Source organism: Desertihabitans aurantiacus (genome assembly GCF_003344635.1).
Taxonomy (GTDB): Bacteria; Actinomycetota; Actinomycetes; order Propionibacteriales; family Propionibacteriaceae; genus Desertihabitans; species Desertihabitans aurantiacus.
Genome location: NZ_QPKK01000112.1, coordinates 1 through 11839 on the forward strand (window position 1 = coordinate 1; position 11839 = coordinate 11839).

Genomic DNA, 11839 nt, shown 5'->3' on the forward strand with positions numbered 1-11839 from the left:
TGGCGGCTGGCAGCGGCCGGCACCGCCGAGGTGGCCGGTGGCGCGGGCGAACCGCTGCCGGCCCCGGAGGAGCTACCGCCGGCCGAGCCCAGCCGGTACTGGCCCGGCGGGTTCATCGCCAGCCTCGACGTCCGCGCCGAGCGCGCTCCCGGCGAGGGCCGCAACCGGGCCTGGCTGCGGGCCCGTCCGGCGCTGGTCGCCGATGAGGAGGTGGCCGACCTGGCCCGGCTGATGGGACTGGTCGACACCGCCAACGGGCTCGGCTGCCGGGTCGACCCGCGGCGCTGGATGTTCCCCAACACCGATCTCACCGTGCACCTGCACCGCCTGCCCACCGGGGACCGGCTGGGGCTGGACACCGAGCAGGTGGTCGGCCCGACCGGTCTGGGGCTCACCTCCTCGGTGCTGCACGACCGGCACGGCCCGGTCGGCCGGGCCGAGCAGGTGCTCACCGTCCGGCCGCTGCCGACGGCGACGGGCTGAGGGGCGACCGCCGGGCCCCTAGGGTGGGGAGCATGTCGAGCCCGGTGCCGTCCTCCTCCCCCACCCCGCCCACGGAGCCGCCGCGGGCCGCCGTCCGGCCGGTCCGGCGCGAGCACCACGGCCGGGTCTTCGTCGACGACTACGAGTGGCTACGGGCCAAGGACGACCCGCAGACCACCGCCCACCTCGAGGCCGAGAACGCCTGGACCGAGCAGCAGACGGCGTCGCTGGAGGGGCTGCGGCAGAGCCTGTTCGACGACATCGCCGCCCGCACCCGTCAGACCGACCTCAGCGTGCCGACCCTGGTGCGCCACCGCGTCGGTGAGGAGGAGGTGAGCCGTTTCTGGTACTACAGCCGGACCGTGGAGGGTCAGGAGTACCCGCTGCACTGCCGGCTCCCGGTGACCGACCCCGACACCCCGCCCGACCCGGCCACCGCCGGTGCCGACGGGTTCCCCGGCGAGCAGGTGGTGCTCGACGGCAACGCCGAGGCCGCCGGGCAGGAGTTCTTCTCCCTCGGCAGCTTCGCCCTCTCCCCCGACGGACGCCGGCTGCTGTTCGGCACCGACGTCACCGGTGACGAGCGCTACACCCTGCACGTGGTCGACCTGGAGACCGGCGAGCGGCTCCCCGACACCGTCCCCGACACCGCGGCCGGGGCGGTCTGGCTCGGCGGGGAGCACCTCTTCTACACCCGCGCCGACGCCGCCTGGCGCCCGCACCAGCTGTTCCGCCACCGGCTGGGCGAGCCCGCCGAGCAGGACGTGCTGGTGCTGACCGAGGAGGACGAGCGGTTCTGGCTCGGTGTCGACACCAGCCGCGACGAGCGGTGGCTGCTGGTCGGCACCGGCAGCCGGCTCACCTCGGAGTACCGGCTGCTGCCGGTCGACGACCCCGAGGGGACGCCGCGGGTGGTCAGCCCGCGCCGGGAGGGGCTGGAGTACCACGTCGAGGTGGCCGGGGACCGGCTGCTCGTCGTGCACAACCTCGACGCCCCGGACTCCGAGCTGGCCGAGGCGCCACTGACCGCGAGCTCCCCCGACGACTGGCGCCCGGTGCTGCCGCACACGCCCGGCGTCCGGATCGTCGACGTGGACGCCTACGAGGGCCACGTGCTGGTCTCCCTGCGCCGCGACGGGCTCAGCGGGCTGCACGTCATCCCGCGCGGCCCGGACGGCTCGCTGGGCAGCGGGGCCGACCTCACCTTCGACGAGCCGCTCTACACCGTGGCCAACCTCGGCGACCCCGACTACCGCAGCACCCGGTTCCGGTTCTCCTTCACCTCGCTGGTCACGCCGAGCTCGGTGTTCGAGGCCGACGTCGCCACCGGGGAGCGCCGGCTGCTCAAGCGCGCCCCCGTGCTGGACCACCCGGTGCACGGGCCCTACCGCAGCGAGGACCTCGTGCAGCGCCGGCTGTGGGCCACCGCTCCCGACGGCACCCGGGTGCCGATCTCGCTGGTGCACCGCGCCGACGTGGTCGCCGACGGCACCGCCCCGTGCCTGCTCTACGGCTACGGCTCCTACGAGATCCCGATGGATCCCGGCTTCTCCATCGCCCGGCTCTCGCTGCTGGACCGCGGTTTCGTCTACGCCATCGCCCACGTCCGCGGTGGCGGCGAGCTGGGCCGGCGCTGGTACGACGACGGCAAGATGCTGGCCAAGAAGAACACCTTCAGCGACTTCGTCGCCTGCGCGGAGCACCTGGTGGCCGAGGGCTGGACCAGCCACGACCGGCTGGCGGCCGAGGGCGGCAGCGCCGGCGGGCTGCTCATCGGCGCGGCGGTCAACCTCGCCCCGCAGGTGTTCCGGGCGGTGCACGCGGCGGTGCCCTTCGTCGACCCGCTCACCACCATCCTCGACCCGGAGCTGCCGCTGACGGTGATCGAGTGGGAGGAGTGGGGCAACCCGCTCGCCGACCCGGAGGTGTACGACTACATGGCCTCCTACGCCCCCTACGAGAACGTGCCCGAGGTCGAGGAGGCGCCCGACTACCCGGCGGTGCTGGCCACCACCAGCCTCAACGACACCCGGGTGCACTACGTCGAGCCGGCCAAGTGGGTGGCCCGGCTGCGGGCGGCCCGACCGGCCCGCGCTGATCGTCCGGTGCTGCTGCGCACCGAGATGGCCGCCGGGCACGGCGGGGTCTCGGGCCGCTACAACGCCTGGCGTCAGACCGCCTTCGAGCAGGCGTGGCTGATCGACCAGGTGACCGGGACCGGGACGCCCGGCGTGTGAGCCCCGGGCGCCGGGCGGGTATACGACCACGGTCGCACCCGTCCGGTCTCCCGGTCACCCCGTAGTCCCCGTCCCCGGGTCGGGGGCACCTCAGGGCGATCCAGGAAACACATCGCGCACCTCGCGCGTTGTAGGGGTGTCACGACGAAAGGGGCACCACACGTGAGCACGAACGCACAGAGCCGAGCCCGCAGCAACGACGGGATCGACGGCAAGGACGCGGTCGGGCTGTACCTGGACGGCATCGCCAAGACTCCGCTGCTGACCGCGGCCGAGGAGGTCGAGCTGGCCCGGGCCATCGAGGTCGGGCTGTACGCGGAGAAGCTGCTCGACGGCACCGTCAAGGCCAAGGACCGCCCCCGGGGCTACCGCAAGGCCACCCGCGAGGAGCTGGAGACGATCGCCGCCGAGGGCCAGACCGCCCAGCAGCGCTTCGTCACCGCCAACCTCCGCCTGGTGGTGTCGGTGGCGCGCAAGTACGGCCGGGCCCAGATGCCGCTGCTGGACCTGGTGCAGGAGGGCAACACCGGGCTGATCCGCGCGGTGGAGAAGTTCGACTACACCAAGGGCTTCAAGTTCTCCACCTACGCCACCTGGTGGGTGCGGCAGTCGATCAGCCGCGGCGTCGCCCAGCAGGGCCGGATCGTCCGGCTGCCGGTGCACGTCGCCGAGCAGGTCAACCAGGTCGGTGCCGTGCGCCGCACCCTGGAGCGCCGGCTGGGCCGCGAGCCCGACGTGGTCGAGATCGCCGAGGAGATGGGGGTCGAGCCCGACCGGGTGATCGACCTCATGCGCTACGGCCGCGAGCACGTCTCGCTCGACGCACCGGTCGAGGAGGGTGGCGACACCGCGCTGGGTGACCTCATCGCCCGCGAGCCGATGCCCGGCCCGGACGAGGTGGTCATCGACGCCGAGGAGTCGGCACGGCTGGAGGGCATGCTCTCCCACCTCGACGACCGCTCCGCCGACGTGGTGCGCCGCCGCTACGGCCTGCTCGACGGCCGCCAGGCCAAGCTGGCCGACATCGGCGCGGTCTGGGGCATCACCGCCGAGCGGGTGCGCCAGATCGAGCGCAACGCGATCGCGGTGCTGCGCCGCCACAGCACCCTCGCCGCCTGAGCCGTCGAGCACGGGTCGCCCCGAGCGCAGAACGGGCCCGTCCGGAGATCCTCCGGGCGGGCCCGTCCGCGTCCCGGCTCAGGCCGGCGGGTCGACGACCCGGATCAACCCCTCCTGGGCGACGGTGGCCACCAGCGCACCGTCCTGGAACAGCCGTCCGGTGCTCAGCCCGAGGGAGCTGCGGGCCGACGGGGACACCTGGTCGTAGAGCAGCCAGCGGTCGGCGCGGAACGGGCGGTGGAACCACAGCGAGTGGTCCAGCGAGGCCGCCTGCAGGCCCGGGCCGCCGAAGAGGACCGGGTGCGGCACCACGCTGACCGCGAGCAGGGTGAGGTCGGAGGCGTAGGCCAGCGCCGCCTGGTGCAGCACCGGGTCGTCGGCCAGCTCACCGGCCACCCGGATCCAGACCCGGGCCCGGGCCGGGTGCCGCTCGGGTGAGAGGACCCCTCCGGGACGGGAGTCCCCGGCGTAGCGGACCTCCAGCGCCCCCCACTCGGCCTGCCACATCGAGGCCCGGCGCCCGCTGAGGTTCTCCATCGCCTCGCTGAGCAGCGGGCAGCGTTCCGGCGGCGGGACGTCGTCGGGTACCGGGTCCTGGTGCTCCAGCCCCGGCTCGGGGACGTGGAAGGAGGCCGAGACGGTGAAGATCACCGCGCCGCCCTGGCGGGCCAGCACCCGGCGGGTGGAGAAGCTGCGTCCGTCACGGAGCACCTCGACGTCGTAGATGATCGGGGCGTCGGTGCGTCCGGGCCGCAGGAAGTAGGCGTGCAGCGAGTGCACCGAGACCGCGACGTCGCCGGGCAGGGTGCGGTGGGCCGCGACCAGCGCCTGGGCCAGCACCTGCCCGCCGAAGGCGCGCTGCAGCAGCGTCGCCGGCTGGCTCCCCCGCCACAGCGTCTGCTCGATCTCCTCCAGCTCCAGCAGCGCCACCAGCTCCTGCACCGAGGACGGCATCAGCGCGTCCCCCGCCGGCGCCCGAGCGGCGGCGTCCTCACTCCTCGTCCTTCTCGCGGTCGGCGAGGAAGCGCTCGAACTCCGCGCCCAGCTCCTCCGCGCTCGGCAGGTACTCCTCGGGACGGGTCTGCATCGCGTCGTACTGCTGCTCCAGCGTGGAGACCACCTCGAGCACCTCCGGCGAGCCGTTCATCTCGGTGTTGATGTCGGCGAGGTTGGTGACCACCTGCTCGGGCAGGTCGCCCAGCGGCAGCGACAGCCCGGTGTACTGGTTGATCCGCTCCAGCACCGCCACCACCGACTGGTGGAAGGTGGCCTGGGCCAGGTAGTGCGGCACCAGCGCGGCGAAGCCGAGGGCCAGCCGGTCGTGGGTGCCCAGCGCCAGCTCCCAGTAGGAGCTGAAGCTGGCCGGCACGTCGACCCGGTCGATCATCCGCGGGTTGTCGGTGATGAGGTTGGTGTCGGTGGAGTGCCCGGTCACCAGGGTGGGCCGGGTGTGCGGCACCGCGACCGGGGCACCGGAGGCGGTGACGACCATCCGCACGTCGAGCTCGTGCACCAGGTGGTTGAGGGCGGCGATGGCCCGCTCCCACTGGGTGTCGGGTTCGGGGCCGTGCAGCAGCAGGTACTCCTGCCCGTTCGCGTCGGTGCCGACGCTGAGCTCGAGGGCGAAGGTGGTGGCCGACTTCCAGGTGTTGGTGTCGAAGGTGATCACCGGACGCCGGCTGCGGTAGTCGTGCAGGGCGTCGTGGTCGAAGCGGACCAGGGTGCGGTGCTCGCTGGAGGCGCGCAGGTGCCGGCTGAGCGCCCGACCGGTCTGGCCGGCGTCCACGTAGCCCTCGAGCAGGTGGAGGAGCACCGGCCGCTTGCCCCTCATCTGCTCCCACAGCTCCGGATCCAGCTCGTACAGCAGACGCGGGTCCATCATGGGGCCCAGCCTAGTGGGCCGGCGGCGGGTGCACGGCCAGCGTGCCCATCCGGCGGGGCGGGCCGCCGGTCAGCCGCGGGCGGCGGCGACGGCCTTGAGCACGCGGCGCCGGCTGACGGTCTCCGCGGTGCCCAGGCGCTGGGCGAACACGCCGACCCGCAGCTCCTCGATCAGCCAGCCGATCCGCTCCACCTCGGGGCTGAGCGGCCCGGCGGGCTGGGCGGCGACCAGCTCGGCGTAGGCGTCCTCGCAGACCAGGACGTCCTCAGCCACCCTCTGGTCGCGGGCGGGGTCGGTCGCGGCAGCCAGCAGCCGCTGCTCGGCGGCGGTGAGGTAGCGCGGCAGGTGGCGCAGCGCGTCCCACCGGGTGGCGGCGACGAAGCCGGGGAACACGAGGTTCTGCACCTGCTCGCTGACGTCGTCGCGGGCGGGCGCCGGGGTGGCCGGGGCCTCCAGCAGCCTGGCCACCGCCTGCGCGGCGGCCAGGCTCCGCGAGACCACCGAGACGACCTCGCGCATCCGCCCGGCGTTGTCGGCGCGGACCCGGTCGCAGAGCCGGGTGAAGGCGTCCTCGGTGCGGGTGTCCTCCGCGCCGGCCTCGGCGACCAGGCTGCCCACCGAGGCCAGCCGGGCGTCGGCGAGCAGCGCGGGCACCGCGGGGTAGGGGCTGTGGCCGAGCGCCAGCTTCTCGGTGTTGGGCAGGTGGGAGACCACCCAGCGGGTGGGGTCGGGGGTGTTGAGGGTGACCAGACGGCGCAGCCCGAGCGGGTGCAGCTGGGCCTGCCGGCGCGGCGACTCGGTGACCACCAGCCCGACGGTGGCCCCGTCCCCGGTGCGCTCCTCGGTCAGCGCGGGGTAGCCGACCACCCGGTGCCCGTCCCGCTGCAGGTGCAGCTCGGGGGCGATGGTGCCGAAGGTCCAGCGGGTCTGCCCGCTGCGGACCACCTCCGCCGAGACGCGGTCCAGGGTGGCCTCGACGGTGGGGCTGAGCTCGCGGCGCAGCTCGTCCAGGTCGCGGCCGGGCCGAGGACCCTCGGGGGTGCTGATCTCGAAGCGGACCCGCAGGTGGGCCGGCAGGGCGTCGGGGTTCCACGCGTCGGTCGGCACCCGCTCGCCGGTGAGCGCGCGCAGGGCCCGTCCGAGCGCCTCGGGGAAGGCCAGGTCGGCGGTCTCGGGGTGCTCGCCGAGCCACTGCAGCGCGCGGCGGGCGTGGTCGGGGGCGGGCACGAACCGGGTCCGCACCTGCTTGGGCAGCCCGCGCACCAGCTCGGTGGCGAGCTCGGCGCGCAGCCCCGGCACCTGCCAGCTGAACGGCGCGGCGGGCACCTGGTTGAGCACCTCGACCGGGATGGTGACGGTGACGCCGTCGCGTCCCGACCCGGGGTCGAAGACGTAGTCGACGGCGAGCTCGTGGCCGTCGACCACCCAGGTGTCGGGGAAGTCGGAGGTGGAGGCGTCCCCGCTGCCGCGCAGCAGGTCCTCCAGCCGCAGGTCGAGCAGGTCGGGGGTCTCGTGCCGGGCGGTGCGCCACCAGCGGTCGAAGTGGGCGCCGGAGACGACGTCGCTGGGCAGCCGGGCGTCGTAGAAGGCGGCGATGGTCTCGTCGTCGACCACGATGTCGCGGCGGCGAGCCCGCTCCTCCAGCTGCTCGGCCTCGGCGCGGACGGCGGCGTTGCGGGCGAAGAAGTGGTGCCGGGTGCGCCAGCGGCCCTCGACCAGGGCGGCCTGGATGAACATCCGGCGCGCCTCGACCGGGTCGACGCGGCCGTAGGCGACCTGGCGGCGGGCCACCACCGGCACCCCGAGCAGGGTCAGCCGCTCGTAGGCCATCACGCTGGCCGAGCGCTCCGACCAGTGCGGCTCGGAGTAGTGCCGCTTGACCAGGTGCGCGCCGACCTCCTCCACCTGCTCGGCGGTCACCGGGGCGGCGGTGCGGGCCCACAGCCGGCTGGTCTCCACCAGCTCGGCGGCCATCACCAGCGGCGGCGGCTGGCGGCTCAGGAGCGAGCCGGGGCTGATCGCGAACTTCACGCCGCGGGCGCCGAGGTACTCCTTCATCGGCCGCCGGCCGCGGGCGGCGGCGCGTCGGCCGCGGCGCTCCTCCTCCTTGACGTCCAGCAGCCCGATCTGGGACAGCAGCCCGGTCAGCAGCGCGCTGTGGATCGCCTCGGGGCCGGCGTCGGGGGTGTTGGGCGTCATCCCCAGCTCGCCGCAGATCTCGCGCAGCTGGGCGTGCAGGTCCTGCCACTCGCGGATGCGCAGGAAGTTGAGGTGCTCGTCGCGGCACATCCGGCGGAACGCGTTGCCCGACAGCTCCTGGCGCCGGCGGCGCAGGTAGTTCCACAGGTGCAGCCAGGCCAGGAAGTCCGAGCGCACCGGGTCGGGCTCGTCCTCCCCGGCCCCGTCGTCGCCGCCGTCAGCCCCGGTCGGCGTCCAGAACCGGCGGTGCAGGGCGTCGGCGGCCTCGCGGTGCTCGGCGGGCCGCTCGCGGGGGTCCTGGATGGACAGCCCCGCCACGATGACCAGCACCTCGCGCAGGCAGCCGCGGTCCTCCGCGCCGAGCAGCATCCGGCCCAGCCGCGGGTCGAGCGGCAGGCGGGCCAGCCGCTGGCCGACCTGGGTCAGCCGGACGCCGTCGCCGCGGCCGTCCTCGATGGCCCCGAGCTCGGTGAGCAGCCGGACGCCGTCGGCGACCTGGCTGGCGACCGGGGCCTCGACGAAGGGGAAGTCGGTGATGTCGCCGAGCCGGGCCGAGGCCATCTGCAGGATGACCGAGGCGAGGTTGGTGCGCAGGATCTCGGGCTCGGTGAACGCCGGGCGGGCGGCGAGGTCGCGCTCGGAGTAGAGCCGGATGCAGATGCCGGGCGCGACGCGGCCGCAGCGGCCGGCGCGCTGGTTGGCCGACGCCTGCGAGATCGGCTCGATCGGCAGCCGCTGCACCTTGCTGCGCGCCGACCAGCGCGAGATCCGGGCGGTGCCGGTGTCGACCACGTAGCGGATGCCGGGGACGGTCAGCGAGGTCTCGGCCACGTTGGTGGCCAGCACCACCCGGCGTCCGGTGTGCGGGGCGAACACCCGGTGCTGCTCGGCCGCCGACAGCCGGGCGTAGAGCGGCAGCACCTCGGTGTGGGGCAGGTCGAGGGCCTCCAGCGCGTCCGCGGTGTCGCGGATCTCCCGCTCCCCGGAGAGGAAGACGAGGATGTCGCCGCCGGTGAGGTCGCTCTCGGCCTGCAGCTCGCGCACCGCCGCGACGACGCCGTCCACCTGGTCCTGGTCGTCCTCACCGGTGCTGGGGGCGGTCGCGCCGTCCTCGTCCTCGTCCTCGGGCTCGGGGTCGCGGTCCTCGGCGCGCAGCGGGCGGTAGCGCACCTCCACCGGATAGGTGCGTCCCGACACCTCGACCACCGGCGCCGGGGTGCCGTCGGCGTCGGCGAAGTGCTCGGCGAAGCGCTCGGTGTCGATGGTGGCGGAGGTGACGACCACCTTGAGGTCGGGGCGCTTCGGCAGCAGCTGCTTGAGGAAGCCGAGCAGGAAGTCGATGTTGAGGCTGCGCTCGTGGGCCTCGTCGATGATGATCGTGTCGTAGCGGCGCAGCATCCGGTCGTGGCCGATCTCGGCCAGCAGGATGCCGTCGGTCATCACCTTCAGCCGGGTCTCCTGGGAGGAGCGGCGGGTGAAACGCACCTGGTAGCCGACGACCTCGCCCAGTCCGGTGCCCATCTCCTCGGCCACCCGCTCGGCGACGCTGCGGGCGGCGATCCGTCGGGGCTGGGTGTGCCCGATCGCGCGGCGTCCCATCGCCAGGCAGAGCTTGGGCAGCTGGGTGGTCTTGCCCGAACCGGTCTCCCCGGCCACCACGACCACCTGGTGCTCGGTCAGCGCGGTGCGGATCTCGTCGGCCATCGCCGTGATCGGCAGCTCCGGCGGCAGCTCCAGCGAGAGACCCTCGGGCAGCGGCGCCGGCTCCCGCGGGGTGACGTCGGTGCGGCGCGGGCGTCGGCGGGGCGGTCGGGACATGGCCGACCCAGCCTAGATCACGCGGCCCGTGGCTGCGGTCCGCCCGACGCCGGGTGAGGGGCCGGCACGGTGGCGCCGGCGTCGGCGGCGGGCGATGATCTCGGTGTGGCTCGTCTGCGCGACGTCGTCGTCGACTCCGTCCACCCGGCTCGGCTGGCCCGCTTCTGGGCCGCGGCGCTGGACGGCTACGCCGTCGCGCCCTACGACGAGGCCGAGCTGGCCCGGCTGCGATCGACCGGTGTCACCAGCACCGAGGACGACCCGACCGTGCTGGTCGAGTCCGCCGACGGCGGCCCGCGGCTGTGGTGCCAGCGCGTCGGGGATCCTGCGGCGGCGGCCCGTCCCGGGCTGCACCTCGACCTGGTCGCCGCCGACACCGCCGACGAGGCGGACCGGCTGGTCGGGCTCGGGGCCTCGGTGCTCGCCCGCCACGCCGACCACCTGGTGCTGGCCGACCCCGAGGGCCACCCCTTCTGCCTCTACCCCGCCGGCTGAGGGCCGCCGGTCGTCCCCCGTCCGGGGACGTCGCCGGCGACCCCGGTGGCGGGCGCGCGGGCGGGCCGGGTGAGGATGGCGCCATGAGCAGCGACGGACGTGACCGTGACCACCAGCCCCCCGCCGGCCTCGACCAGCAGACGATCGAGGCCCTCGGCGCGCTGTCGGAGGCGCTGGAGACCGTCGACCGGGCCCGCGGCCACCTCTACAGCTTCCACCAGCTGACCGGGAAGGCCGACATCGGTCTGCAGGGGGCGGTGGACGGGCTCGAGCGGGCCGGCCACACCGAGCTGGCGGAGAAGCTGCGCCGGGAGCTGGTGGGGCGCAACGTCATCGCCGGCCGCTGGACGTTCCAGATCGTCGAGGACTACGACGACGGCTACTGGTCGCTGTTCCGCGAGCTGGAGAAGGAGGCCCGCGACACCCTGGCCGGCGGGCGGCGCCACCTCTACGAGGCGCAGATGAAGGAGGACGAGCGCACCCCCGGCGAGCCGGGCCACGAGGCCCGGCCGGCCGAGTAGCGCGTCCGGCTCAGCCCTTCCGGTCGCCGGCGCAGACGCGCACCAGCGCGACCGGGCAGCGGCTGTGCGCCATCACGCCGCGCACCACCGCACCCACCGTCATGCCCTCGTGCACGCCGAGCCAGAGCAGGTCCAGCTCGGCTGAGCGCTCGACCAGCAGGTCCACCGGGTGCGCGGTCGTCTCGGTCACGCTGTAGGAGACACCGGGATGCGCGGCGGCCAGCGGTGCGACCAGCTCGTGCACCCGGGCGGCGTCGGCGCGACGGCTCTCCTCCAGCTTCTCCGGGCGCGGGCTGCGGGCGAACAGGCCGACGGTGGGCGGCTGCCAGGCGTGCACCACCTCCAGGTGCGCGTCCCGACGCTCGGCCTCCTCGAAGGCGAGGGTCAGCGCCACCGAGGCCTTGGGGTTGGGCTCGATGCCGACCCCGATCCGGCCGAGGGAGCCGGTGTGCTCGACGTGGGTGGCGGCCGAGACCATGATCACCGGGCAGGTGGCGCTGGCGGCCACGCCGACGCTGGTCGAGCCGACGAACAGCCGCTCCAGGCCGCGGACCGAGCGCCGGCCCACGACCACCAGGTCGGCCTCCTCCGAGAGCTTGCTGAGCACCCCCGAGGGGTTGCCCATGACGACCTCGGAGCTGATCCGGTCGGCCGGCACACCCATCCCCTGGGCGAACTCGACCGCCTCGGCCACGATCGTCTCCCCCGCCTGCTGCAGCAGGGTCGGGTCGTAGACCACGCCCCAGGCGCCGGCCAGCACGGCGTCGTCGACGGCGTGGGCCACCAGCAGCTCGGCCTCGCGGGCGCGGGCGGCGCGGCAGGCGTAGACCAGGGCGCGCTGGCCGTCGTCGGAGCCGTCGACGCCGACCACGACACGGGCTGTGCGGTTCATCGCGGACCTCCTGCACCCGGCCGGGCCGGGGGTCGGGGCACTCCCCGGACGGGGTGCTCGGGATCGATCGAGGGGACCGTCGCCTGCGGAGCGGGCGGTCGGGGCGCCGGGCCGGAACCCCCCGGGACGGCGGGCCCTGGTGCCGGCGCGACGGCGGTCGGGCCGGGCTGCGGGAAGCCGGCCGGTGCGGGCG

Annotated in this window: 8 protein-coding genes and 1 pseudogene; 5 read left to right on the plus strand and 4 right to left on the minus strand. The window is 74.7% G+C overall.

What is annotated here, in order from left to right; all coding sequences use genetic code 11:
* The 3 genes and pseudogenes from DVA66_RS10635 to DVA66_RS10645 form a co-directional block, all read left to right on the plus strand.
* Positions 1–483, plus strand: a pseudogene (locus tag DVA66_RS10635) (thioesterase family protein); the annotation flags it as partial.
* 32 nt (positions 484–515) lie between these two features.
* Positions 516–2720, plus strand: a complete 2205-nt coding sequence (locus tag DVA66_RS10640; RefSeq protein WP_114560063.1) for a S9 family peptidase — start codon at positions 516–518, stop codon at positions 2718–2720.
* A gap of 162 nt (positions 2721–2882) precedes the next feature.
* Positions 2883–3839, plus strand: coding sequence for a sigma-70 family RNA polymerase sigma factor (locus DVA66_RS10645; RefSeq protein WP_114560064.1), 957 nt, complete (start codon positions 2883–2885; stop codon positions 3837–3839).
* 78 nt (positions 3840–3917) lie between these two features.
* On the opposite strand, the gene DVA66_RS10650 is transcribed toward DVA66_RS10645, so the two are convergent.
* The 3 genes from DVA66_RS10650 to hrpA form a co-directional block, all read right to left on the minus strand.
* A complete protein-coding gene (locus tag DVA66_RS10650) occupies positions 3918–4793 on the minus strand; it encodes an acyl-CoA thioesterase (RefSeq protein ID WP_114560065.1) in 876 nt (291 codons plus the stop codon).
* Between the two features lie 37 nt (positions 4794–4830).
* On the minus strand, positions 4831–5721 hold the full coding sequence (locus DVA66_RS10655) for a PAC2 family protein (RefSeq protein ID WP_114560066.1): 891 nt from the start codon (positions 5719–5721) through the stop codon (positions 4831–4833).
* Between the two features lie 69 nt (positions 5722–5790).
* Positions 5791–9738: an ATP-dependent RNA helicase HrpA gene (gene hrpA, locus DVA66_RS10660; RefSeq protein WP_114560067.1), complete on the minus strand. Its 3948-nt coding sequence runs from the start codon at positions 9736–9738 to the stop codon at positions 5791–5793.
* Between the two features lie 105 nt (positions 9739–9843).
* Between hrpA and DVA66_RS10665 the strand changes: the two genes are divergently transcribed.
* The gene (locus DVA66_RS10665; protein WP_114560068.1) at positions 9844–10233 is read left to right on the plus strand and encodes a VOC family protein; all 390 of its coding nucleotides are present in this window, start codon (positions 9844–9846) and stop codon (positions 10231–10233) included.
* Positions 10234–10316: 83 nt separating this feature from the next.
* Complete coding sequence (locus tag DVA66_RS10670; protein ID WP_114125077.1) at positions 10317–10754, plus strand: hypothetical protein; 438 nt, start codon at positions 10317–10319, stop codon at positions 10752–10754.
* 10 nt (positions 10755–10764) lie between these two features.
* Here DVA66_RS10670 and DVA66_RS10675 read toward each other — a convergent pair whose 3' ends face one another.
* Positions 10765–11646 carry a universal stress protein gene (locus DVA66_RS10675; protein ID WP_114560069.1) on the minus strand — a complete coding sequence of 294 codons (882 nt, stop codon included), beginning with the start codon at positions 11644–11646 and terminating at the stop codon, positions 10765–10767.
* Positions 11647–11839 lie beyond the last annotated feature (193 nt).